This window comes from Sutcliffiella horikoshii (assembly GCF_020524325.1).
Lineage (GTDB): Bacteria > Bacillota > Bacilli > Bacillales > Bacillaceae_I > Sutcliffiella_A > Sutcliffiella_A horikoshii_D.
The window spans coordinates 126,062-150,779 of record NZ_JAIVKY010000007.1 but is presented as its reverse complement, the minus strand read 5'-3'; the positions used below and the strand labels follow the sequence as shown (position 1 = coordinate 150,779).

The 24,718-nt window shown below is 42.9% G+C and carries 20 protein-coding genes and 1 riboswitch; of the genes, 6 read left to right on the top strand and 14 right to left on the bottom strand.

The window, feature by feature from the left end; translation table 11 throughout:
* Positions 1-35 precede the first annotated feature (35 nt).
* On the top strand, positions 36-1,352 hold the full coding sequence (locus tag LC091_RS09680) for a short-chain fatty acid transporter (RefSeq protein ID WP_404819676.1): 1,317 nt from the start codon (positions 36-38) through the stop codon (positions 1,350-1,352).
* 45 nt (positions 1,353-1,397) lie between these two features.
* Here LC091_RS09680 and LC091_RS09675 read toward each other — a convergent pair whose 3' ends face one another.
* The 8 genes from LC091_RS09675 to LC091_RS09640 form a co-directional block, all read right to left on the bottom strand.
* A complete protein-coding gene (locus LC091_RS09675) occupies positions 1,398-1,928 on the bottom strand; it encodes a hypothetical protein (RefSeq protein WP_226681821.1) in 531 nt (176 codons plus the stop codon).
* A 1-nt stretch (position 1,929) separates the two neighbouring features.
* A complete protein-coding gene (locus tag LC091_RS09670; protein WP_226681820.1) occupies positions 1,930-2,403 on the bottom strand; it encodes a hypothetical protein in 474 nt (157 codons plus the stop codon).
* 363 nt (positions 2,404-2,766) lie between these two features.
* Positions 2,767-4,215: a sucrose-6-phosphate hydrolase gene (locus LC091_RS09665; protein ID WP_226681819.1), complete on the bottom strand. Its 1,449-nt coding sequence runs from the start codon at positions 4,213-4,215 to the stop codon at positions 2,767-2,769.
* A 15-nt stretch (positions 4,216-4,230) separates the two neighbouring features.
* Positions 4,231-5,175, bottom strand: a complete 945-nt coding sequence (locus tag LC091_RS09660) for an aminoimidazole riboside kinase (RefSeq protein ID WP_226681818.1) — start codon at positions 5,173-5,175, stop codon at positions 4,231-4,233.
* Between the two features lie 195 nt (positions 5,176-5,370).
* Positions 5,371-6,756, bottom strand: a complete 1,386-nt coding sequence (locus LC091_RS09655) for a sucrose-specific PTS transporter subunit IIBC (protein ID WP_226681817.1) — start codon at positions 6,754-6,756, stop codon at positions 5,371-5,373.
* A gap of 438 nt (positions 6,757-7,194) precedes the next feature.
* Positions 7,195-8,019: a PRD domain-containing protein gene (locus LC091_RS09650; protein ID WP_226681816.1), complete on the bottom strand. Its 825-nt coding sequence runs from the start codon at positions 8,017-8,019 to the stop codon at positions 7,195-7,197.
* Positions 8,020-8,136: 117 nt separating this feature from the next.
* Positions 8,137-8,646: a PTS sugar transporter subunit IIA gene (locus LC091_RS09645; RefSeq protein WP_226681815.1), complete on the bottom strand. Its 510-nt coding sequence runs from the start codon at positions 8,644-8,646 to the stop codon at positions 8,137-8,139.
* 344 nt (positions 8,647-8,990) lie between these two features.
* On the bottom strand, positions 8,991-9,872 hold the full coding sequence (locus LC091_RS09640; protein WP_226681814.1) for a carbon-nitrogen hydrolase family protein: 882 nt from the start codon (positions 9,870-9,872) through the stop codon (positions 8,991-8,993).
* A 226-nt stretch (positions 9,873-10,098) separates the two neighbouring features.
* Between LC091_RS09640 and LC091_RS20490 the strand changes: the two genes are divergently transcribed.
* Complete coding sequence (locus LC091_RS20490) at positions 10,099-10,926, top strand: methyl-accepting chemotaxis protein (protein WP_319003652.1); 828 nt, start codon at positions 10,099-10,101, stop codon at positions 10,924-10,926.
* A gap of 188 nt (positions 10,927-11,114) precedes the next feature.
* Here LC091_RS20490 and LC091_RS09625 read toward each other — a convergent pair whose 3' ends face one another.
* Entirely contained in the window at positions 11,115-11,987 is an 873-nt protein-coding gene (locus tag LC091_RS09625; RefSeq protein WP_226681813.1) for a Cof-type HAD-IIB family hydrolase, read from the bottom strand.
* 190 nt (positions 11,988-12,177) lie between these two features.
* Here LC091_RS09625 and LC091_RS09620 point away from each other — a divergent pair, with 190 nt between their 5' ends.
* Together LC091_RS09620 and LC091_RS09615 are read left to right on the top strand one after the other, a co-directional pair.
* Positions 12,178-13,209, top strand: a complete 1,032-nt coding sequence (locus tag LC091_RS09620) for an HD-GYP domain-containing protein (protein WP_226682386.1) — start codon at positions 12,178-12,180, stop codon at positions 13,207-13,209.
* A 143-nt stretch (positions 13,210-13,352) separates the two neighbouring features.
* Positions 13,353-14,708 carry a YjiH family protein gene (locus LC091_RS09615; RefSeq protein WP_226681812.1) on the top strand — a complete coding sequence of 452 codons (1,356 nt, stop codon included), beginning with the start codon at positions 13,353-13,355 and terminating at the stop codon, positions 14,706-14,708.
* 229 nt (positions 14,709-14,937) lie between these two features.
* Here LC091_RS09615 and LC091_RS09610 read toward each other — a convergent pair whose 3' ends face one another.
* The 3 genes from LC091_RS09610 to LC091_RS09600 form a co-directional block, all read right to left on the bottom strand.
* A complete protein-coding gene (locus LC091_RS09610; protein WP_226681811.1) occupies positions 14,938-15,894 on the bottom strand; it encodes an ATP-grasp domain-containing protein in 957 nt (318 codons plus the stop codon).
* Positions 15,895-15,945: 51 nt separating this feature from the next.
* Positions 15,946-16,998: an LLM class flavin-dependent oxidoreductase gene (locus LC091_RS09605; RefSeq protein ID WP_226681810.1), complete on the bottom strand. Its 1,053-nt coding sequence runs from the start codon at positions 16,996-16,998 to the stop codon at positions 15,946-15,948.
* Between the two features lie 89 nt (positions 16,999-17,087).
* Positions 17,088-17,200: riboswitch (SAM riboswitch) on the bottom strand.
* Between the two features lie 636 nt (positions 17,201-17,836).
* Entirely contained in the window at positions 17,837-18,331 is a 495-nt protein-coding gene (locus tag LC091_RS09600; protein WP_226681809.1) for a hypothetical protein, read from the bottom strand.
* A gap of 278 nt (positions 18,332-18,609) precedes the next feature.
* On the opposite strand from LC091_RS09600, the gene LC091_RS09595 reads away from it, so the two are divergent.
* Both LC091_RS09595 and LC091_RS09590 read left to right on the top strand, forming a co-directional pair.
* Positions 18,610-20,253 carry a PTS transporter subunit IIBC gene (locus tag LC091_RS09595; protein WP_226681808.1) on the top strand — a complete coding sequence of 548 codons (1,644 nt, stop codon included), beginning with the start codon at positions 18,610-18,612 and terminating at the stop codon, positions 20,251-20,253.
* A 6-nt stretch (positions 20,254-20,259) separates the two neighbouring features.
* Positions 20,260-21,054, top strand: a complete 795-nt coding sequence (locus LC091_RS09590; RefSeq protein WP_226681807.1) for an endonuclease/exonuclease/phosphatase family protein — start codon at positions 20,260-20,262, stop codon at positions 21,052-21,054.
* A gap of 76 nt (positions 21,055-21,130) precedes the next feature.
* Here the strand turns inward: LC091_RS09590 and LC091_RS09585 are convergent, their stop codons facing one another.
* Positions 21,131-22,228, bottom strand: a complete 1,098-nt coding sequence (locus LC091_RS09585) for a PRK06851 family protein (RefSeq protein ID WP_226681806.1) — start codon at positions 22,226-22,228, stop codon at positions 21,131-21,133.
* A gap of 280 nt (positions 22,229-22,508) precedes the next feature.
* Positions 22,509-24,698, bottom strand: a complete 2,190-nt coding sequence (locus tag LC091_RS09580) for a DNA topoisomerase III (protein ID WP_226681805.1) — start codon at positions 24,696-24,698, stop codon at positions 22,509-22,511.
* Between the last annotated feature and the right edge of the window lie 20 nt (positions 24,699-24,718).

The window sequence follows — 24,718 nt, the reverse complement described above, 5'->3', positions numbered from 1 at the left end:
TAAATTTCGACAAAAAACTTATTGGGGGGATATGCGTGATTTCATTTTTTAATCGATTAATGCAACGTTATTTGCCGGATCCGTTCTTATTCGTTATTATCCTAACGCTTGTGGTTTTCGGACTTGGACTTATTTTTACTGACAGCAGTCCTGCTGATATGGTACAGCATTGGGGCGGCGGATTCTGGGGATTACTAGCCTTCTCTATGCAAATGGTACTTGTTTTGGTAACAGGACATGTATTGGCAAGCAGCCCTATTTTCAAAAAGCTTCTTGGTGCTTTGGCTTCCACAGCTAAATCTCCTGGAAGTGCCATCATTATCGTTACGGTTGTTTCCATTATTGCCAGCTGGATTAACTGGGGCTTCGGATTGGTTATTGGGGCTTTGTTTGCAAAAGAGCTTGCAAAAAGGGTTCAGAACGTGGATTATAGACTCTTAATTGCAAGCGCTTACAGCGGATTTATTGTTTGGCACGGTGGTTTCTCTGGTTCCATTCCACTTACCATTGCGACAGAAGGACATTTTACTGAAGATATGATTGGGGTCATTTCCACCAATCAGACCATTTTTGCACCATTTAACCTAATTATTCTTGCTGCACTTTTTGTGACTTTGCCAATATTAAACCGTTTCATGATGCCTTCAAAGGACGAAACAATTACGGTTGATCCTGCGATATTGGAAGATGCATCAAGCCTTCAGGCAGCCACTCTCGAAAAGTCTGCAATGACACCAGCTGAACGTCTTGAAAATAGTTGGGTTCTCTCTTTGATAGTATCTGTTCTCGGGCTAGTATTCTTGTTTTACTATTTTGCTGGAAACGGGTTTAAATTAAATTTGGACATCGTCAATTTCCTATTCCTGTTCTTGGGGATTTTGTTCCACTGGCGTCCAAAGTATTTCCTGGAGGCTGTTACAAATGCGGTCAAAGGAGCAAGCGGCATTATCATTCAATTCCCTTTCTATGCAGGAATAATGGGAATGATGACCTTGTCCGGCCTTGCTGCAGTCATGTCGGAAGCATTCGTGAACATTTCGAATGAACACACCTTCCATTTCTTCGCTTTCCTTAGTGCCGGAATTGTGAACTTCTTTGTTCCATCCGGTGGCGGACAATGGGCGGTTCAAGCTCCTGTCATGTTAGATGCAGCGCAAACTATGGATGTTTCCGTCGCAAGAACAGCTCTTGCAGTCGCTTGGGGAGATGCATGGACGAACCTCATTCAACCGTTCTGGGCTTTGCCGGCACTTGCCATTGCAGGCTTAAAAGCGAAAGACATCATGGGCTTCTGTGTGATTGTGCTGTTCGTCAGCGGCACCATTATCTCCTTGGCCTTCCTGCTTCTCTAATTGACCGGGTCTATGCCGGGCACAAAAAATCACCCTCTACACTTGTCATTGGTGTGGAGGGTATTTTTCTGGAAGCTTAGTGATTTTCATGATGTAAAGATAAAGGGCGAGGGTGATTGTTTGAATGTAAAAATAGAACGGATATGAAAAGATAAACACATACCCCTCTTTATAATGAAAGACTCCAAAATATGTAGCGATTGCCTCCGTGAACATCGCAATAATCGACCACATGACAATATAAAGCATATTAAAATACCCCTTGATTTTGAGGTAGCTGTGCAAGTAGAAGAACAGGTAACCATACGGTCCATACTGGATATAGGAGAGAAAATCGAACAACTCAAAATACGAACTGTCATTTACATCGTAAAAATCAAAAGGCGGGATGCTGATGGTATGATCGAACACAATGCCGCTGTTGATCCCAATTATGATAAACAGGAGAGATAATGGTAAAGGAAATCTTTTTGGCAAAAAGAAAATGAGTACATAGCCAGCTAGCAGGGATGCAAGGATGAACCATTCATTAGAGTTAAAATAAAAATCATAGTTGATAGTGGGTGTTGGTTCCATTTTAAAAGTTCACTATCCCTTCTTTTGTTAACAATCGGCGGTAAAACGTCGAAATTCCCAAGGCAATAAGGAGGTAACAGGCAGCGACCACAAATGAGATAAAAAATGACCACATATGGTAGAGTATGATGGAGAAATGAATAGCCAACGCCTCGGTCAACAAAATAACGATTATTGTGAACAAGCCTCCCGTAACCTTTTTGCCAATCGACTTCGTGAACACACCATTTACGAAAATGAGAAGAATCACTGGGAAAATAATATTCCGTTGCAGCCAAAAGCACAGAAACAAATGCGGTTCCTTGCTGTACATAATAAGACTTAAATTCATGCTGATCATCGTCAGTACGCATTTGTTGATAAAAAGGAATAACAGAAAGAGCATAAGGTTCTCTATGAATAGTAGACGCTTCTTTTGGAAGAAGAAATAGGTCGCAATGAACCAAGTGAGTATGAGATAAATCACTAATTCCATGGTTGGCGCCTCCTTTTTTCAATGTGGGGATTGCGGGACCTTTTGCCTATTTGAAAAGCAAATAGAGAAGCCCTATTTTATATCTAGGCTTCTCTTTAGCATTCCATATAGTTTTTATCTAATACATTGGAGAACTTAAGAATTTAGATGCAGTGGAAATACGAGTTTGACGACTACTGGAGGTGATGAAGACAATCTCACGCTAGTTTTTTGGGGGAAAGTGTCTTCATTCGACCTATGAAGACACTCTCATGTTGGTTTTTCGGATGAAAGTGTCTTCATCCAATATATGAAGACACTCTCAGACCGCTTTTTCTCTTGAAAATGTCTTCATCTTTCACCAATCCGTTAAAACGGACTAATTTAACCTGATAACTCCCAAACTCTCAACTCTCCAATCGTACCATTACCAGCCACGGTTACCATCTCGGGAACAGCTCCATCCGGGAATATCCGTGCAGTAAATACCTCTTCCCCACCGTTCAAGAACACTTCTATGGAGGATGTATCTACGTATGCTTGCAGCTCAGTTAAGACTTGCAAACTACAGCTCCTACTTTCCCATTCTTCTGTAACAAAACTCTTACGTCGAAGGGAAAACACACGAGAAGAAGCGTCAAAATTCAACTTGACAGTATCGCTCAGCTCCAGCTCAAATGATGATACACCCTTTTCAAAAGAAAAGCTCATCTCGAATGCTTTACTCTCCCTAATATCCAATACAACTCCGTCATCAGAAAGCAACAACTCACTTTTTTCAACAAGCTGTTCTTTTCTCAGAAGAGCCAACTCTTCCGCCGGCACCTGCAACAACTTCCCATCAATCCACTTCAATTCACGCGGCAAAGTTAACGCATGTATCCACATGTGGGCAATGGTCGGATGCTTGTCCTCGTCTTGCTCTGGTACGCCCATCCAGCCGACCATTAAGCGGCGGCCCTTCTCATCCAAAGTGGTTTGGGGAGCATAGAACTCAAATCCACGATCCAGTTCGACAAAATCATCGTGTTTAAACGAAGCAGTCTCGTAATCAAGCTTTCCGCTAAAATAGCCCGCCTGGTATACATTTTGATATTTCATACCTTCCGCTTCCAAGCCTTGAGGGGAAGCGATAAGTACGTCCACATCACCAAGTTCAAACAAATCAGGGCACTCCCACATATAACCGAATTCTCCTAAACCATTCATACTAGAACCGGCAATAGCACCAAGATGCTCCCATTCTTGTAAATCAGATGACCGCAGCAGAGCCACTTTCCCTGTCAAATCCTTACTTTGCGCTCCAACAACCATGTACCAGTCCGCACCCTTCTTCCACACCTTGGGATCGCGGAAATGGGCAGTATATTCTTCTGGCAGCTCCACTACTGGACCTCTTTTATCAAATGTCACCCCATCTTCTGAAACGGCCATGCATTGGTATGTTTCACGGTTCCCATCGGCATCCTTTACATTTCCTGTGTAAAAGAGGACCATCTTCCCGTCATGCTCGATGGCACTTCCAGAGTAGCATCCATTCTTCTCAAACCATTCGCTAGGAGCCAAGGCAATCGGCTCATGCTTCCAATTAACGAGATCTTTAGAGGAATAATGCCCCCAAAATTTAGCTCCATGACCTGTTTTGAATGGCATCCATTGATAGAAAAGATGGTACGTGCCGTTCCACTGGATAAAGCCGTTTGGATCATTCAACAAGCCGACAGGTGGCATGAGGTGATAGCGTAAACGGTAAGGGGCGCTTTCGACGACCTCTTTATTTTTCTCCACTTCTTCCTTTGCAAGTCTAATAAGCTCTTGCTCTCTTTCTGTCATAAAAGAAAAACTCCTTTATTTACTTAAGATTAATTGAACCTGCTCTAATGAAGGGAGGGCTGTCATCGCACCTTTTTCAGAGGCAGCTAGAGATCCAGAAACACTAGCGAAAGTCGCCATTTCGACGGCTTTTACAAGTGTAATGGTGGAGATATCTCCATTCCACTCGTTTGCCATATATAGAATTCCAGAGACAAATGCATCCCCAGCTCCTGTTGTATCCACTGTTGTCACCTTTCGTGCCGGCACATGCTGATGGCCTTCACGAGTGAAAACGTAACTGCCTTCTGAACCAAGTGTTACAAGTAAAAGAGGGACCTCGTAGGCAGCAAGCTTTTCTGCTCCTTTTTCAATATCCTTTTCACCAGTAATGAACTCTAGTTCTTCCTCGGATATTTTTAAAATATCGACATATGGAAGCATGGAAATAATCTGGTCTTTTGCCGCTTCCTCACTGTCCCACAGGCCAAGGCGTAAATTCGGATCGTAGGAGACTGTCATGCCTTTATCTTTTGCGAGCTTCACCGCTTTGATGGTGGCACTTCTTGTTGGCTCGCTTATTAGGGAAATGGAACCGAAATGCAATATTTTATTTTCATCAAAAAGTTTCTCGTCGATCTCTTCTTCTGTTAAAAAGCGGTCTGCACTTGGTTTGATATAGAAGTCAAAACTGCGTTCTCCATTTTCTAATGTGACGAATACAACTCCTGTGCGGATGTCGTCTGTTAACAACATCGAGCTTGTGTTGACTCCGTAGTCTGCCAGCGTCTTTTGCAAGAACCTTCCGAGTACGTCGTTTCCAACTTTCCCGATAAAAGTGGATTTAGCCTGAAGTCGTGCAACCCCGACTGCTACGTTTGCCGGTGCTCCGCCTGGACTTTTTTGATAGGTGATATTGTCTGCATCTAGTGGGATGAAATCTATCAGTGCTTCACCCAGTGAGATGATTCCTTTTTTCATGGGATGGTTCCTCCTTTATTTTAAAATGGTTACTGTCATCGAAAATTTTATAGCTGTTGCTTGGAGCAAAAGGCGGAGACTCCGGCGGGAGGTAGCGGTAGGTTGAGACCCCGCAACGAAGTGAGGAGGCTCAAGCACACGCCCCGCGGAAAGCGAAGCCATTTGCGGAAAGCAACAGCGGTGTTAAACCGAATCTTACTTTACCTCGTCTTCCTTAATGCCCATGAACCATGTTGCGATGAAGGCACCTACTACCGCGATGGCGAAACCAATCAGATAGTTCACGACATTGACAGTTCCAAACTCCACAAGGATGGCGATCATCGGAATACCTGTCAAACCGTATGCGTTCGCAACAACATTGGTAAACACGACATATGCTCCACCTAACGCGCCACCAATGGCCGCTCCGATAAATGGCTTACGATATCTTAAGTTAACCCCGAAGATTACCGGTTCTGTAATACCAAGGAAAGCTGAAAGTGCTGCCGGCAATGCAAGTTCTTTCGTTTTCGCCCGTTTTGCTAAAAAGTAAACAGCTAGTCCCGCTCCACCTTGAGCTACATTTGCCATGGACCAGATCGGTAAGAGATAGTTGAAGCCCAGTTCTGCTAAAAGTCCTGCTTCAATAGCATGGAAACTGTGGTGGACACCTGTGATTACAATCAGGGAGTACAATCCGCCAAAAATAAGACCGGCAAAGACACTTCCGTAGTCATAAACAAAGTTAAGCACAACTGTGATACCTGAACCGATGGCATTTCCTAATGGCCCGATTGCAAGTAGCGTGATAAAACCAGTCAAGATAACGGTCACAAATGGCGTTACAAGTAAATCTACTGCGCTTGGTACGATTTTTCGTAAATTTTTCTCAATGATGCTCATTACAAATACTGCTAAAAGAACCGGAACAACAGTACCTTGATAGCCAATCAGTGCGACATCAAGTCCCATGAAATCCATGTATTCCGGGTTAGCTTCCGCAAGTCCCCAAGGATTCAGCAGATCAGGGTGTGTCATGATTCCGCCGACAACTGCCCCAAGGAACGAGTTTCCTCCGAATTCTTTTGCCGCACTATAACCTAGCAAAATCGGGAGAATGATGAAAGCTGCGCTGGAGAACATATTCAGCATTTTCACAAGGGAGCTGTCATCCGCGACCCAGCCGAATGTTGTCACCATTCCCAGCAGCCCCATTAGTAGACCGCTTGCCACGATGGCAGGGATGATTGGAACGAAAATGTTAGACAGTGTTCTCGCGAAACGCGCGAACGGGTTCATCTTCTTTTTCGCTGCTTCTGCATGGTCTTGAGTGTCCTTTTCCTTAAGTCCAACTTCTTCTGCAAATTCGCCGTATACTTTATTTACAATTCCTGTGCCGAAAATAACTTGGAACTGTCCGGACCTGGCAAATGCCCCTTTCACTCCATCAAGCTCCTCTATTTGGTCACGATTTGCTGTTGCTAGTTCATCATCTTTTAAAACAAGTCTTAGACGAGTCGCGCAGTGTGTGGCACTGATGACATTGTCTGCTCCACCAAGGAGCGGAATCAAGTCTTTCGCTATCTTGTTATAATTCATTATGAGCACCTCTTTTTCCTATTTGTTTTATTCATTTAAGTGAAATCAGGTTGATTTTTACCTTTTTTCGCTAGCTTCGGCAGAAGAATCAGGGTGAATTTTGACATATCCATTGTAAATGTGATTTATCCATTGTAAGTGGGATTTATCCATTGTAAGTGGGATTTATCCACGCTAAAGACCCATTTATCCATTGTAAAATTGTTTTATCCACCCTAACCGACCATTTATCCATTATTGGAAATACAGCCCCTCCGCAACCTAACTTCAAAACCAAAAACAAAAGACCTAAAACCTGCAAGAAGGTAGAGTGGTCCCTACGTCCTTGCCTGTTTTAGGTCTTGCCTGCATTACCAGTCACAATCCTGTATATACTTGTTAGCGAATACGTTTTCATTTTAACCAGTCGGCCATAATTCGTCAACAGTCCAACGCTTCTTATTTCCCTGTTAACCTTTGGATATGGAGCGTGATGTATCCTACTTCTGATAAAGGAAAATGAATGTTATATTCTGCATCCAGAAAGTCGGCGATTTTTTGCGCCGTTCCAAATGCCTTCCCAAATTTCATCTGAAGTAATTCTAGCATTTCAGGGTCCATGGAGTGAAAGGGTTCCCCTTCTTCCACACGGTTAATCGCAAACCTTAAATGCGTCAACAAGCGTTGATAATTGATGGATGTTTCCTCAATCGTTATACCAAATTCCTTTTCGATAATCTCAATCGCATCACGGATAATGGAAGCCAGCTGCATCGTGTTTGCCATGCTTTTGGAGCCAATTTTCGCCGTGTGAAGATGAAGGGCAATATGTCCCACTTCATCATCAGGGATGCTCACGCCCAACCGGTCTTTGATCAAACCTTGCGCCCATTGGCCGATCTCAAATTCTGGCCTATAGAGGACTCTTATTTCGTTGAGCAATTTATTCTGGATGGTGTAACCTTTTTCCAAACGTTCAATTGCAAAAGAAAGATGGTCTGTTAAGGAAATGTGGATGTGATTGCTCAAAGGAACCATCAGCTTACCTTCTGCATAGCTGATAATTTCCTCTGCCACATCTATATGCTCAACAGGAAGAGTGGAAAGCAACTCTTGAAACTTGTCGCTTTCCTCTTTCATCACAAAGATCTTTTCTATTTTACTGCGGTCTACCAAATCGTTCTTCCGCTTTTGGAAGCCGACACCAAGGCCCATCACGATTTTTTCCTGATTATCCTCTTTGACGACAACCGAGTTATTGTTTAACACTTTACTTATTCTCAATCTTGTCTCTCCCCATTTACAAACCGCCCTATTTTACTTCTTATTATAACCAATCAAAGGGGCTATACAAAGCAGTTACATGCTTCACGAATAGAAAGCACGGAGACGACGGGGAATTTACGCTTTAATATTCCAATCCAATAATGCTGTTTCACCTTTTGTTGCTGTTTTTACAGCATGTTTTGTCACTGTATCAATGATATCCCCGTTTGTCAGGATAACAGGTGTGACGATGCTTTTTGCTTTTTCATTAATAAGGTCGATATCAAATGTTAAAAGTGGCGTGCCGACTTTTACTTTGTCTCCGACTTCCACAAGTCCTTCAAAACCTTCCCCTTTCATGCCAACTGTTTCAAGACCAACGTGGATCAGTACTTCCACACCAGTTTCTGACTTGATGCCGATCGCGTGTTTTGTTGGGAAAAATTGAACGATTTCTCCGTTTACTGGAGATACAACTGTTCCTTCTGTGGGTTCAATTGCGATGCCATCACCCATCATTTTTTGCGCGAATACAGGGTCTGGAACTTCTTCAAGTGGAACGATTTTTCCTGTAATAGGTGCTACTAGAATCTCTTCAGTTTTGGTTTCTTCTTTACCGCCGAATAGTTTTTTGAAAAATGACATATGTGTTTCCTCCTATTGTCGGAATTGTGCGGAAATAGAAAAAGACCCAATACGCTACTCTTTAGGGGAGTAAACGTATTAGGTCTTGCCTGCATTACCAGTCACAATCCTATATATGTGTGTGTATTTTATTATGTTTGGCTCTGTTAAACAACGCTGCTAATTTCCGCATTGGGCTTCGCTTTCCGCGGAGCGATGCTTGAGCCTCCTCGGCAAACCTGCGGGGTCTCAACCTACCGCTACCTCCCGCCGGAGTCTTCGCCCAATGCTCCAAGCTACAGCTATGGATTCATTTAACGGATCTATTATCTTATAAAGGTATGACATCTCTACCCGTTTGTCAATTAATACGTGAGGGTGCCTTTAACTATCTTTTCCCAGTCCGGGTATAGGTCGTTACGGCGATCTCTCCAAGTAGTGACAGATCCTGCTTCTCTTACTTTGTGTAAAAGGGTTAGATCTAGGTCACCTGTAACAATCATATCCGTATTTAACTCTCCCTCCGCTACAATGCCTCGAGGAGGAAAAGGAACGTCGTTTGGTGAAATGATGGCAGCCTGCCCAAAGTTGCCACGCATAAAGTCAACCGTAGGAAGGGAACCAATGGTTCCGGTCGTCACCACGTAGATTTGGTTTTCAATCGTGCGCGCATGGCAAGAATATCGTACGCGGTGAAAACCGTGACGGTCATCTGTGCAGGAAGGACAAAACACCACATCCGCACCCATCGCCTTCACAAGCCTTACCGCTTCCGGAAACTCAATATCATAGCATGTCAGCATCGAAATGGTGCCAAAGTCGGTATGGAAAATCTGTAAGTCCTCACCAGGGGTCAGACCCCACTCATACACTTCTGTTGGTGTTAAATGCAGCTTTGATTGTGTAGCGATGCGACCATCAGGGTAAAAAAGGTGGGCTGCGTTGTAAAGTTTTCCTTCTTTTTCAATAATGTGTGTGCCGCCTATGATATGCATGCCGGTTTGTATGGCAATACCGCTGAACAGTTGTTGGTAGTGTTCGGTGTATTTTGGCAGATCATGAATGGTCTGCTCTCTCCCATCCACTGGAAAAGAAATTAGTTGGGTCGTCAAAAACTCTGGGAACAGGACAAAATCCGCTTCAAATTCAGCAGCGGTTTTCACATAATGAATGACTTGATTCGCAAACTCATCAAAGCTTGAGATCGTGTGCAATGGATATTGCACGGCAGAAGCACGAAACTTCATGACAACAGGCCCCCTTATATATGTAACTCTATTAGTTAGAAAGTCGAAATTCTTTTGTTGCAACTAGTCTATTATAAGGGATTGGATCCAAGAGTCTCAACGTTAGTTTTGTGGGATATTATGGAATCAACAAACTTAAAAGTCTGTAGTTATTATTACCTAGTAAAAGGAAAGAATTTACTCTAGAATAGAAAAGTAAGCAATTTTTTGCAGAGGGGCTTGGTACATGTTAAGCAGTACAATGAGTTTTAACGTGAGTACGCAAATACTAGAAGAGAACTCCGTTTTATCCGCACTCGAAAGAAATCTAGCAATGATAGAGTTTAATTTAAATAAAGAGGTTGTTTGGGTAAACGATAATTTTGCGAAGGCAATGGGCTATTCCGCTTATGAGATGAAGAATATGTCACATCCAAAGTTTTGTACGTCAGAATATAAAAATAGTAGAGCTTACGAAGAACTGTGGGCAAATTTGAGTAACGGGGTCAAATTCCAAGAGAAAATTGAGAGAGTGGACAGACGCGGCAATATCCTCTGGTTAGAAGCAACATATATCCCAATTGTAAATGATGAAGGGCAAGTAGAAGCTGTCCTGAAAATAGCCACCGACATCACAGAGCGCGAGAGAAACTCCCTGAAAATATTGACTGAGTTAAAAGAAATGCCAGTTGAATTAGTGAATATAGTGGTCGATAACTCCAAAGAAAAGTTGGAAGCATTACAAGCGTTGAATACACAAACAGATTTAATCAGCGACGTTTCCAAACTTATTAAGAATATATCCTCTCAAACAAATATCCTTGCCTTAAATGCGGCGATTGAAGCAGCTCGTGCAGGAGAACATGGAAGAGGCTTCAGTGTAGTTGCGGAAGAAGTTCGCAAATTGGCTGCAAGTGTAGCCAAATCCATCAATCAAGTAAACGAAAATGTAGAAAACATTCGAGAAGAAGCCCTAAGAGTAAACCACATTACCGACGACCTGCAAAAACTAATCCGTGAAACAGAATCAAAATTCCAAAAAGTCGTCACAGAACTGGAGAATTTGAATAAGTAGAAAAGTTTTGGAGTGGAAGGCGCGCAGACGCCGCGGGAGGAAGGGACAGGTGAGACCCCGCAACGGAGTGAGGAGGCTCACGGACCGCCCGCAGGCAAGCGAAGCGCCTGGAACGGAAATCAACAGTTCTATTAATTTTCCTTTCTTTTATAAAAAAACCGGGTAGCACTAAAGCCGCCCGGTTTCACTTATCCAACCTCACTCTTCGCCATTGCCTCAACAATCGCCTTCGCAACACCGCTATTTACATTTGTATCTGTTACCATATGCGCCTTTTCCTTAACACCATCCGGTGCATTCCCCATCGCAACGGCTCTGCCAACACGCACCAACATCGACACGTCATTGTAATTGTCCCCAATCGCCATCGTGTCTTCCATCGAAATACCTCGCTCTTCAGTGAATGTAGTCAAAGCGATTCCCTTCTGAGCATCCACACTTGTGATCTCCAAGTTGTCCTTACCAGATGAACTCACTGCAACCGTTCCAAGTTCCAGCAGTTCAGCACGTGCCGCTTCCAGATTTTCTTTATCCATGGAAAAAGCAAGAAGCTTGTATATTACCTTTGACTCATCTTGTAAGATAGGTTCAAAGCTATCCACCATTTTCACATTTCCGTCTTCCATTCTTTCTTGTGCCGCCTTTAAGACTTTATCATAGTCATTATCGTTACTTGCTGACATGAATACATCCATAATCGTGGCAATCGCCTTATCATAATCCTTTGAGAATGTTCCGTTCTGCGTATAGATCTCAAAATAAATATCATGCTTGTCCAAAATACGCGCCAGCTCTCTGCCAAGATCCAAATTAATCGGATTTGTTGCTACGATTTCCCCTTCAGACGTGCGCGCTTCCGCTCCATTTACACAAATAATCGGAGTATGGATACCCGCCTCTGCCAATACATCCTTGGCCTCAGAGTAAGCTCTACCAGTCGCAATCACCACTTCCACTCCATTGTTCCTTGCAAGCTGAATGGCATCCGCGTTCTCTTCACTAACTACATGGTTATTGTTTAATAATGTTCCGTCCATATCTATGGCAATACATTTTACCAAGTGAATTCACCTTCTTATATGTATGATTTTTTGTATATACCCTATCCTAGTTAATCTTTCTTCGCATTACAAACATTATACTGCAAAAGCTTTTTGCTAAAAATTTTGAAAAGTATAATTAATCCTGTTTTATAACCGCTAAATCCCTTATAATAAAGGTATTAAACGCGATCAGGTGAGGTTGAACTTTATGAAAATTTCCTCCAATCATATTGGCAAAATTCTAAAAAATGATATTTACTCTTTGTCGGGGAATCTTTTATTAAAAAAAGGGACGGTCCTGAATGCAAATCATGTGGAAAGCCTGCAAAAGCATGCCTACTACTTTGACCAGGCCTTTATTTTAGACGAGCCCCACCATTTGTCCAAAGAGTATTTTCAGCATGTTAAAAATATGTACGAATCGAGCATCCATACTTTCCAATCCATATTCGCCAGTCTTGAAGGGGAACCCTTGCCTCCAATAGAGGAAATACAAGGAATGTTGACGCCTCTAATTGATAAGCTTGTGGACGATCCGGTTTTCACCCGATACATAGAACAAGTAAAAAGCTATGACAATTACACCTATACCCACAGTTTAAATGTCGGAATCTACTCCTCTTTAATCGGTAAGCTCCAAGGACTCGATAAAAGCAGCATCAGCTTGCTCGGTCAAATGGGAGTGTTCCACGACGTCGGAAAGCTACTTATCGACAAAGGTATTTTGCAAAAGCCAGGCCGCTTAACGGAAAAAGAATGGTTGGAAATACAAAAGCATACCACCTACGGATATGATTTGCTTAAAAAGAATCGGACGATAGATCCACATATATTGCAAGGTGCGTTGCTCCATCATGAACGACTTGATGGAAGCGGTTATCCAACAGGAATCAAGCATTCGAAGATACCCTACTTTGTTCAGATTCTATCTGTTGCGGATATGTATGATGCCCTCTCCTCAGAAAGAAGCTATCGACCAAAGCAAAATATCTTTACTACTACTAAAATCCTTATTCAAGAGGCAAATTACAATAGATTGAATCCAGCCATCGTCTATCCGTTTGTCCGATATGTTCTTTCCAATCATCTTCGCGAGGAAGTGGTGCTTAATAACGGCAAGCTTGCGGAAATTATTTTCATACATGCCGATGAACCGCATCTACCTATTATTAAAGTAGATGACCACTTTATTGACCTTAGAAAAAATAAAGAATTAGAGATTCTGGATTTTGCTAATTAAGCCTATTATGCAGGTTTGACAATACTTTTTTCGGGGTATCCAAGTGAAAGATCATACATAATTCCAGTAACTACCTTTGAAAAGTTCGAGAAATGTATTAAAATAACTAACGTTGCATATTTACGCATAAGGAGATTATTATATTGAAAAACCATTCATCTTTTAGAACAGCAGATAAATTAAAATTCATCATACCTTCTATTATTGGTATTTTATTATTCATGTTTCCCGTCATGTACAATGACGAGTTAACGATACCCATTGCCATATTAGCTGGGTTACTAGGAGACCTTTTAGGTAATAGCATCCCCTACATTATGACAGGTGTCATCACCGTCACTGCCATCGCAACGGTAGTGACAAAACTAATAAAGCCCGCGTTTACAAAAGAGCCAGGATTCTTTAACACGTTATTGAACGTATCTATTTTCTGGACGGTTGTAAGAGTGCTAGCGATGGTACTGGCCATTATGACCCTATTTGAACTTGGTCCAGAGGCAGTATGGAGTGACGTTACAGGTTCTGTTATTCTGTACGATTTGCTACCCGTGCTATTTACCGTATTCCTTTTTGCCGGATTATTTTTGCCGTTGTTATTAAACTTTGGACTGTTGGAGTTATTTGGCGCATTATTGACAAAAATCATGCGTCCGTTATTTAAACTTCCAGGTCGATCTTCCATCGATGCCTTAGCATCATGGCTTGGGGATGGAACCATCGGGGTCCTACTAACTAGTAAACAGTATGAAGACGGTTATTATACGAAAAGAGAAGCAGCGGTTATTGCTACTACTTTCTCTATCGTTTCGATTACATTTAGCCTTGTTGTTATTACTCAGGTAAAGCTTGGGTCCATGTTCATTCCATTTTACATCACGATTGGGGTGGCTGGTCTTGTAGCAGCCATCATCATGCCACGTATCCCTCCTTTATCCAGAAAGGCAGATACGTATTATAACGGCGAAGAGCAGGATGAAAAAGAATTGATTCCTTCCGGCTATTCTCCGTTAAAGTGGGGTTATACTCAAGCAGTAGAACGTGCCGCTAAAAATAAGAGCGCAGGAAAGTTCTTCCGTGACGGTGGAAAAAATGTCCTTGATATGTGGATGGGTGTAGCGCCGATAGTTATGGCATTCGGTACTATTGCCTTAATCCTTGCTGAAAACACAGACCTTTTCGTGTATCTTGGAATGCCGTTCATTCCGTTGTTAGAGTTATTGCAAATTCCAGAAGCGGCTAAAGCATCTGAATCCCTTATTGTTGGTTTTGCGGACATGTTCCTGCCAGCTCTTTTAGCTTCAGATATTCAGAGTGAGTTAACTCGTTTTGTGGTTGCGGCAGTATCTGTAACACAGCTGATCTATCTTTCTGAGGTTGGGGGCGTTATCTTAGGTTCTAAAGTTCCTGTATCGCTTTGGGAGATGTTCGTGATTTACCTTTTACGTACGTTGATTACGTTACCAGTTATTGCGCTGATGGCGCATGTATTTTTCTTTTAATATTAGAATGTAAAAAGCTATCCATTGGGTCCTGTGGGGACTTATGGATAGCTTTTTTTGTTTAATGTATTTACTTACTAATGCCGTTCCTTTTCGCTGCAGGCACTCGCTTTCCGCGGGACGGTGCTTGAGCCTCCTCACAACGCTTCAGGGGTCTCAACCTACCGTTCCCCCCGCTGGAGTCGAGTGCCTTCCGCTCCAATTCACTCATTTTATTAACAAAACCACTTTAGTAAACTTCTTGTTTTTCTGTTACAGCTTCTAGCTCTTTTCCTAATAGATGCGCAAGCTCCAGCATGCCGTATTTCCCGGCAACTTTTTCAGCATCTGCGTTATAATTCGTGTTGGTGTTGACATCATAGGTGAAGATTTCTCCTTGACTGTTGCGGATAAATTCAATACCGGCCACTTGGATTTCGTTTTCTTGTAGGAACTTTTCATATTTTTCGATGATTGGGTCCGCAAAGCCCTCCACGATACGGAACTTCGGCTTTTCCTCAACTTCTTCTCCTACCGGGCAAAATAGGTCACCGATTTGGCAGGCATCGGCCGGGCACAGCTCAAAGCCTTCTGACGTATCAACCTGAACGGCATACATGAATTTCCCACCAATGAACTCACAACGAGTAATAAACGGTTCCGGGGCCTGAATGTAATCTTGGATAAGCGTGATTCCATCTACCGGCTCTTCAAAATCAGGTCCATAGAGATATTCTTCAAGGGAAGCAGTGGAGTGAAATAGTTGGACACCAAGTCCTTTTCCAGCACGATTATGTTTAGTAATGAAGGATGTGGAGCCTATCCTTTTTGCCGCCTGCAAAATATGTTCCTTACCTACAGCCGCAATGGTTTTTGGTGTCTTTACTCCAGCTTTTTCAAGGGCAGTATACTGATTAACCTTGCTTAATTCCAACTGAAGAGCGCGACTTCCATTGAGCACTTTCCGTCCATGATGTTCGAGCCATGCCAGTACCGCTCCTGTTAGCTCAGGTGCAAAGCGGTGGTCCCGCGTATGGGAGGACGCGCTCATTCTGTTATAAAATACGCCTTCTGGTGGTTCTTCTGTCAAAGGCACTACTCCTTCGTCTAAATGCCATTCTTCATATGGCAATCCCAACTCTTCCAATCTAGTAGTTAAATGTGTTGTCCACTCTTTATTTTCATGAATAATATAGATTTTTTCCACGTTGTTTGCCTCCAGTTTGTGCATATATGCTAATGTATTCGCTGCTTAATCTTATGATTGGGCAAGCTCTTCTGTCTGTGTGTTTACAAGCGGCATCACCTTTTTGGCGAAGCGCTCCATTTCTTCAAGCTGCGGAGAAAATTGTAATAACAATAAGTCCACTCCCGCTTTCTCAAATTCTTGTATTCTTGTAGCAATTTGCTCTGGCGTGCCTATCAAATTGGGACGCAATCCCCTATTTGATACAGAGTAGTCCTGTAATTGTATTTGTTGTTCGAGTTGTGATTTGCTAGTGAAGTCCTTAAACCCAGCATACGCATCGGATTCTTTAACAGCTGTGATCCGGGCAAGTTCCGCTTGCGCTTCCTCTTCTGTATCCCTGCAAATGACATAAGCAGCCATCCCAAAGGATTGAAAAGGAGGATTGGAAGTCTTGGCTCGCTTTTGTTTCATATCGTTGATCTTAGCCGCCACTTCCTCCACTGTGCCCCCGTGCATGACATAGGCATCACAGTGCGAGGAGATAACTTCCTTACCTTTCGGACTCTCGCCTCCTGCATAAAGGATAGGGTTTGGCCGTTGCACCGGTTTAGGATGGAGTTTTGTCTCTTTCTGCTGGTAGTACTTCCCGTCATAGCTAAAAGAGTCCTCTGTCCATAAGCCTTTAAGAACATCGATAAACTCCTTCGTGCGGTCATATCGTTCGTCATGTTCGGTAAAGATCCCGCCATATTGACGGGCCTCCTCTTCCCACCACGCCGATACGACATTGAGGGTGAAACGGCCGTTGCTGATATGATCGATGTTTGCGGTTGCTTTTGCCGCAATAGCAGGGTTATGAAATCCAGGCCGAATCGCCGTCATAATTTCTATTTTTTCGGTTACGGCTGCCAAAGCTGCAGCAGTAGACCAAGCCTCAAGAGTATCCTCTTTCGGTCCTTTAATATCATTTAAGAATAGCTCTGCAATCAAAGTTGTGTCATACCCAAGCTTTTCCGCCTGCTGAATCACTTTTTTTGCATACTCAAAAGTCGGGGGCATTTGTTCGTCCTCCACATTTCGCAACCAACCGCCGAATATCGGCAACCAAAATCCAAACTTCATCTCACGCTTCCCCCTTCAATGTTTGTGTATGTAGACAAACAAAAAAACTCCTTCGATAAGAAGAAGTTTGAGTACAAGCCCGTAACATCCACTTATCTTCCAAGAACGTTTGTCTTGCTGGAATTAGCACCTATACAGTTAATCTGTCCTGTATGGTTGCCGGGCTTCGCAGGGCCAGTCCCTCCACCTCTCTTGATAAGAAAACTTACTATTCAATTATTATTATTTGCACTAATCCTATCACGAAACTTGGGAATGGACAAGTGTTTCGGATGGCTAAATACTCTTGTTGTATTATTAGCTTATTAGCTGGTGGAGGAATAATGAACTGATGGTTATGGATTTATTCGGGAGATTGGGGTGGATGGGGTGGGGATGAAGACACTTTCGAGCGTAAAAACTTTTCACGGTGGTCTTCATTCGCCTTATGAAGACACTTCCCAGCCGGAAATCCTCCCACTGAGGTCTTCATCCGCACTATGAAGACACTTCCGAACCTGAAATCCTCCCACTGAGGTCTTCATTCGCCTTATGAAGACACTTCCCAGCCGGAAATCCTCCCACTGAGGTCTTCATCCGCACTATGAAGACACTTCCAAACCTGAAATCCTCCCACTGAGGTCTTCATACACCTTATGAAGACACTTCCCAGCCGGAAATCCTCCCACTGAGGTCTTCATCCGCCTTATGAAGACACTCCCGAGCATGGAATCCTCCCACTGAGGTCTTCATCCCGACCATAACTCCTCCATTTACCCAAAGTCCCCGTAATTACCCCATAGAAAAAACGCATAGAAAAAACGCCCCCCAAAACCAGGAAGGCGTCTACTTAAATCTATTATTGTACATCCTTTTCAAAATTAGGAGCATGCAGACCTTCTGCTTCAAACGTCTCTCCTATTTTCTGATGAAAGTTCTCCAAAGCAGTTGCCACTTCTTCACCATTCGAACCCTCAGACATTGCTGCCGCACGTTCTTCAAAATATAAAGCCAATAATTCGATGGAATCTTTTATGTCAGCCTGAAGGCTAGAATCCAAGTTCTCCGGGATCTCAATCCCACGAAGTTCGTTAGCAATACGATTGCTAGCTTCTACCGCTGCCTCAAGATCTCCTGCGCCTTCTGACATTTCATAAGATGTGACAGGTTCAAGGTGCTTGCGGATGGTTTGAATCATTTCCATCTGTATATTCATAAGGACGGTTACCGTCTCCCCACTCTGGTCAGCAGGAACCTGTTTGGAATCAGAAGTGTTCACATTGTTCGCTTCTTCTGTGCATGCAGATAGCACAACCACTAAAACAAGTACCATAGAGAAAATCCACTTTTTCATATTAAGTCTCCTTTTCTTCAAACATTACGAAAACAGTGTACTCGTTTTTACATAACCTGTATATACCTCCACCTAAAGTTGCATTCTTCTATTTATTCTTACATCTCTTTTTTGTTTGTTAAAAATTTATTAAAATAATATTTTCTACTTGCATTGTTTCTTAACATCCCATACAATAGGAAAATGCAAACGGTTGCACCAAGCGTGCACAGTTTTACATTAAAATGAATTCGTTTTCAACAAAAAATAGAACTTTTATAGAAAGAAGGCTGTTAAAAATGAAGAACTTTTTGTCTTTTGATTTCTGGCAGAAATTCGGTAAAGCTTTATTAGTAGTGGTTGCAGTTATGCCTGCTGCTGGTATTATGATTTCTCTTGGTAAGTTGGTCGGCATGACTGGTGGAGACATCGCTCTTGTGCAAACGATTGCAAGAGTAATGGAAGATATCGGTTGGGGAATCATCACCAACTTGCATGTATTATTCGCAGTTGCCATTGGTGGATCTTGGGCGAAAGAGCGTGCAGGAGGTGCTTTTGCAGCATTGATCGCATTCGTTCTTATTAACCGTATCACTGGTGCAATCTTCGGTGTTAACAACGCTATGGTGGCAGACCCTGAAGCTACTTTCACCACTCTTTTTGGACAAGAACTTGTTGTAGGTGACTACTTTACTACTGTGTTGGGTGCTCCTGCATTAAACATGGGAGTATTCGTTGGTATCATTGCCGGTTTCCTTGGTGCTAACCTTTTCAATAAATTTTATAACTATAGTAAATTACCGGATTCCTTATCATTCTTTAACGGTAAACGTTTTGTACCATTCGTTGTAATTGGTGGTTCTGTTATCGCAGGTATTGCGCTTAGTGTTATTTGGCCGTTCATTCAAGGATTGTTAAACGATTTCGGTGTATGGATAGCTTCTTCTAGAGACAGTGCGCCAATCGTTGCACCATTCATTTTCGGTGCGTTAGAGCGTCTATTATTGCCTTTCGGATTGCATCATATGTTAACGGTACCAATGAACTACACGTCTCTTGGTGGAACTTACACTATTTTAACTGGCGGCAGCGCTGGATCCGTTGTAGCAGGACAAGATCCATTATGGTTAGCTTGGATTGCTGACTTGAACAACTTCTTGGCAGCTGGTGACACTGAGTCTTATGAAGCACTTCTACGTGAAGTAGTACCTGCCCGTTTTAAAGTAGGACAAATGATTCTTTCTTGTGCGGCACTAATTGGTATTGCTTATGCAATGTATCGCAATGTGGACAAGGATAAGCGTAAAAAGTATAAGTCTATGTTCTTCTCTGCTGGACTTGCAGTATTCTTAACTGGTGTTACAGAGCCAATCGAATTCATGTTTATGTTTGCTGCTCCTGTGTTATATGTAATCTATGCGATTATGACAGGACTTGCTTTCGCCATTGTTGATATTATTGATATCCGTGTTCATGCATTTGGGGTAATTGAGTTATTGACTCGTACACCGATGATTGTAAAAGCTGGTTTATGGTTAGATCTAGTGAACTTTGTGATTGCATGTTTAGTATTCTTCGGATTGAACTTTGCGGTAGCGAACTTCATGATCAAGAAATTCAACTTCCCTACTCCGGGTCGTAACGGAAACTATATCGAGCAAGAAGAAGGCGCTGGTAACGGTGCAGCTGCAAGTGTACAAGCAGATTCTTTGGCACCTGCAATCATCGACTTACTTGGTGGAGCACAAAATATCGAAGACGTGGATGCATGTATGACTCGTCTGCGTGTTACAGTAAAAGATAGAGAAAAAGTTGCAAATGAAGCTGCTTGGAAAGAAAAAGGTGCGCTTGGACTAATCGTGAAAGACCGCGGTGTACAGGCAATCTACGGACCAAAAGCAGATGTAATCAAATCTGATATTCAAGACTTGTTGGGAGCGTAATAAACGATGAATCTACTAACCCTTAACTGCCACTCTTGGCAGGAAGAGAACCAAATGGAAAAGATACAGCATATCGCGAGAGCCATTAAGGAACAAGCATACGATGTCATCGCTCTTCAAGAGGTTAGTCAAAGCATCGATGCCGAAGTAGTCAAAGGGAACGTTAAGCAAAACAACTTCGGCCTTGTTTTACAGCAAGAGCTTGAGAAGCTTGGAGTGTCAGACTACGAGTTGGTCTGGGACTTCGCCCATATGGGATATGATACGTACGAGGAAGGCCTTGCCATCTTGACTCGCCATCCTATCAAAAAGACACATTCCTTCTTTGTTTCTAAAAGTACGGACACTGACTTTTGGAAAACACGAAAAATTGTCGGTGTGACCGCTGAAGTGCATGGTGAGGAGATGTCCTTTTATACATGTCACCTAGGTTGGTGGAGTGATGAAGAGGAACCTGCAAAGTATCAGATGGAACAGCTTCTTGAAAAGGTACAGGGCAAAGACCCTTACTTCCTAATGGGGGATTTTAATAATAGCGCCCATATTAAAGGAGAAGGTTATGAATATCTGACTTCTACAGCAAGGCTGCACGATACGTATTTACTGGCTTCTGAAAAGGATTCAGGAGTGACGGTGGAAGGAAAGATTGCTGGTTGGGATGAAAACAAACAGGATTTGCGGATTGATTTGATCCTAGCAAGCTCCCCTGTTTCGGCGACTTCTTCTAAAGTGGTCTTTAACGGGCAAAATAGAGAAGTTGTCTCAGACCATTATGGAGTAGAAGTAACTGTGGAAATATAGTCGAGTTTTGACGTATTTCCTGGGAAAATGTAAAAAGGTGAACGGCATTTAGGTGCTGTTCACCTTTTTTGTGTGATTATTTCGTAGCAGCAATGGCTTCAATTTCTGCTTGGATTTTCTTTGTCCACTCATCCACTACCTTGTAATCCATTGCCTTCACATAGATCTCTTCTAGGCTGCCGTGCCAGCTTTTTGCTTCTGCCAATTTCCCAATGGCCTCCTGCATCGCTTCTGTATAGCGGTCTTTTACAAGAGCAATTTCTCTTTCATACCGTTCATCTGTCCCGGTGCGAATCGTAATATCGTACATATCCACGATGGAATCTCCTTCGCGTTCTGGGAAATATTCATGTGGTGCTGTGCTGTCAAAAATGGCAAAACCAAGCTCTCTGCAAATAATCATATCAAGACTATATGGATCAAATCCGCAATGATATACTTCTACGTCAAATCCTTTTTCTTCAGAAGCTTTAGCGAGCTTTTTCAGCATGGTGGATTTCCCTGATCCAGGACGGCCTTTTATAAAATAACGATTTGTGAGCCCTTCTGTCAGGTTTGGAACGAAATCTTTTGCTCCTGCAGGAGTCGCTGCACCAAGGAAACGATGTCTGACATCCGCTTTTTTATCTAAAGTCTTACCTTGGAACAATTGCTCCACAAGGTCCTGTGTCAGCTTATTTGCCGCTTCAAAATTCATATTATGAATATAGTATCTTTCCCAATCGTCATGTATTTTCAGGGCTCTCGCAAAGGTTTGGTAAGCAGTCTGGAATGCTTCCTTCTTTTTGGTCGCTAATTGTTGTATTTCTGCTTTTTGTTCCGCAAGTAACTTGGAGTCCCACGCCTCTCCTAAGTTCACGTATTCCTCCACTGCCCCCGGTGCTTTCGGTTCAATAACATGCGGCGCCGTTCCATCCACAATTCCAATGCCAAGCGCACGGATGACCACCCCGTCCACCGAGCTTGTGTCAGATGAACAATGAAGCAGTTCAATGTCATACCCTTTTTCGTTCCAGACTTTCCCGATCTTTTTGATTAGCGATGATTTCCCTGTCCCTGGCCCGCCTTTTAAAATAAAGATGCGGTCCAATCCTTCTATGTTCGATTCATAAAGACTATAAAATCCACGCGCTGTATTTCCACCAGCATAATAGTTTAAAATTTTCCCTGCCAAGATCTAACACCCTTTCAATGGTAGGTTATCTTACAATTGCAATTCCATTTAGCCTATGCGGCAGGGGTTGTATGGGTGAAAGCCTAGCCTGGCGAAGGCGCGAGAGGTGCCATTTCTTGATATAACTCAATTTTTCTCGATAAAACTTGAAATTTCTTGATATATTTTTAGATTTCTTGATATCCTGAAATTTTTCTTGATATATTCCGGTTTTTCTCGATATCCTGCTTTAAACTTGAAAAAGAGCCGCACTCCCATCCAGAGAGTGCGGCCTTAACCATTATTTCAACTTCAATTTCGCCAATGCATCCGCAAGTGCGGTATTCACCGGTTCATCATTATTCTGCTTTTTCAAATACTGATTCACATCGCGCTTGGATGCTTTCTGGTTAGAGTTGTTCTTGCGGCGTTCCTGGAAGGTGCTTAATTTCTCGCGGTGTCCGCAAACGCAAGCGAACATTTGCCCTTCTCCTTCTCCGCGCAACTCCAGCTTCTTACGGCATTTCGGGCAACGCGCATTGGTCACTTTAGAGACATTTTTACGATGACCGCATTCTCTGTCTTGACAAACGAGCATCTTGCCTTTTTTTCCGTTCACTTCAAGCATCGGCTTGTCGCAGTCCGGGCAACGTTTACCTGTGATATTGTCATGCTTGAACTTTTGATCGGTATTTTTTATTTCATGAACAATCTGTTTCGCATAAGCTTTCATTTCATTGATGAAGGCTGCTTTTTTCAGCTGTCCTTTTGCAATCATGCCAAGCTTTTGCTCCCATTCACCGGTCAAGGCTGGGGACTTTAAATCCTCTGGAGCAAGGTTCAGCAACTGTTTCCCTTTAGAGGTAATATGCAGCCCTTTACCGCGCTTTTCCATCAGAAAACTGTTGAAAAGCTTCTCAATAATATCCGCTCTTGTGGCAACCGTGCCAATCCCGCCTGTTTCACCCAGTGTTTTCACAAGCTTCTGATCCGTTTGTTCCATGTACTTTGCAGGGTTCTCCATCGCAGAAAGCAATGTACCTTCGTTAAAAGGTTCAGGTGGTTTTGTTTTACCAGATGTCAGTTCAACTTTTTTGACCGGCAAAACGTCGCCTTTATTTAAGCTTGGCAACAGCTGATCTGTAAGACTGTCACTTCCATCCTCCTGTTCCTCCATGGAACTGAAAACTTCCTTCCAGCCTTGGGAGATGACCGTTTTCCCTTTTGCCACAAACTGTTCTGTTCCAATTGCAGCAGTGATATTTGTCTGTTCATATAGGAAAGGCGGTAAAAGAACGGCCAAGAAACGTTTCACAATCAGGTCGTAAATTTTGTACTCCTTGTCGGAAAGCTTGCTTAACAAGACCGCTTCCTCTGTCGGTATGATCGCATGGTGATCCGTCACTTTTTCATTATTCACAAACGACTTGTTCGCTTTGATCGGTTTCGTTAGCAGCTTAGAAGCAATTGGCTTGTAAGAGTGTGCACGAATCGCTTCCACACGCTCTTTTAATGTATCCACCATATCAGTGGAAATGTATCTGGAATCCGTTCTTGGATACGTAACGATTTTGTGTTGTTCGTATAGGCGCTGCAAGATTGATAACGTCTCTTTTGCAGAATAGCCAAAAATGCGGTTGGCATCGCGCTGTAATTCGGTCAGGTCGTAAAGTGCAGGAGCATAGCTTTTCTTCTCTGTTTTATTTATGTCGGTTATCTTTGCATCCTGGTTCTTTACCTTGCTGTGCAAGCTTTCCATTGCAGTTTTGTTGAAGTTTCTTCGTTCTTTCGTTTTAGCGTCCTGCCACACCAGCTGGAATCCTTTTTCTGTGATGGCTTTCATTCCGTAGTATTCTTTTGGAACAAAGCTTCTGATTTCTTCTTCCCGTTTGGCAATCATGGCAAGGGTAGGAGTCTGGACTCTTCCGCATGACAGCTGGGCATTGTGCTTAGTGGTAAGCGCGCGAGTCGCGTTCATCCCCACTACCCAATCCGCTTCGGCGCGGGCAACGGCAGAGTAATAGAGGTTTTCGTATTCTTTTCCATCACGAAGCTTTGCAAAGCCCTCTTTTATAGCGCGGTCTGTGACAGAGGAAATCCAAAGTCGCTTTACTGGTTTTTGAATGCGGGCTTTCTCCAAAATCCATCTGGCAACAAGCTCTCCCTCACGACCTGCATCAGTAGCGATGACAATATCCTTTACATCCTTGCGGGTGAGCTGAGCTTTTACCGCGCTATACTGTTTGCTCGTATTCTTGATGACGACAAGCTTCGTTTCGTTCGGAAGCATCGGCAAATCTTCCAGCTTCCACGCTTTAAATTTTGCGTCGTAGGCTTCTGGATCTGCAAGGGTGACGAGGTGACCAAGCGCCCACGTTACGATGTACTTGTCCCCTTCAAAAAATCCATTTCCTTTTTTCGTACATTTCAATACTCTTGCTATATCTCTACCTACAGAGGGTTTCTCTGCAAGGACGACAGTTTTTGGCATAGTAACAATCCTTTCAAGCT

What these genes read in the sequence shown, in the direction of transcription:
- LC091_RS09675 (WP_226681821.1), bottom strand. Translation starts at nt 1,928, where the DNA reads ATGGAACCAACACCCACTATCAACTATGATTTTTATTTTAACTCTAAT.
- LC091_RS09670 (WP_226681820.1), bottom strand. Translation starts at nt 2,403, where the DNA reads ATGGAATTAGTGATTTATCTCATACTCACTTGGTTCATTGCGACCTAT.
- LC091_RS09665 (WP_226681819.1), bottom strand. Translation starts at nt 4,215, where the DNA reads ATGACAGAAAGAGAGCAAGAGCTTATTAGACTTGCAAAGGAAGAAGTG.
- LC091_RS09660 (WP_226681818.1), bottom strand. Translation starts at nt 5,175, where the DNA reads ATGAAAAAAGGAATCATCTCACTGGGTGAAGCACTGATAGATTTCATC.
- LC091_RS09655 (WP_226681817.1), bottom strand. Translation starts at nt 6,756, where the DNA reads ATGAATTATAACAAGATAGCGAAAGACTTGATTCCGCTCCTTGGTGGA.
- LC091_RS09645 (WP_226681815.1), bottom strand. Translation starts at nt 8,646, where the DNA reads ATGTCATTTTTCAAAAAACTATTCGGCGGTAAAGAAGAAACCAAAACT.
- LC091_RS09640 (WP_226681814.1), bottom strand. Translation starts at nt 9,872, where the DNA reads ATGAAGTTTCGTGCTTCTGCCGTGCAATATCCATTGCACACGATCTCA.
- LC091_RS20490 (WP_319003652.1), top strand. Translation starts at nt 10,099, where the DNA reads ATGTTAAGCAGTACAATGAGTTTTAACGTGAGTACGCAAATACTAGAA.
- LC091_RS09620 (WP_226682386.1), top strand. Translation starts at nt 12,178, where the DNA reads ATGAAAATTTCCTCCAATCATATTGGCAAAATTCTAAAAAATGATATT.
- LC091_RS09605 (WP_226681810.1), bottom strand. Translation starts at nt 16,998, where the DNA reads ATGAAGTTTGGATTTTGGTTGCCGATATTCGGCGGTTGGTTGCGAAAT.
- LC091_RS09600 (WP_226681809.1), bottom strand. Translation starts at nt 18,331, where the DNA reads ATGAAAAAGTGGATTTTCTCTATGGTACTTGTTTTAGTGGTTGTGCTA.
- LC091_RS09595 (WP_226681808.1), top strand. Translation starts at nt 18,610, where the DNA reads ATGAAGAACTTTTTGTCTTTTGATTTCTGGCAGAAATTCGGTAAAGCT.
- LC091_RS09590 (WP_226681807.1), top strand. Translation starts at nt 20,260, where the DNA reads ATGAATCTACTAACCCTTAACTGCCACTCTTGGCAGGAAGAGAACCAA.
- LC091_RS09580 (WP_226681805.1), bottom strand. Translation starts at nt 24,698, where the DNA reads ATGCCAAAAACTGTCGTCCTTGCAGAGAAACCCTCTGTAGGTAGAGAT.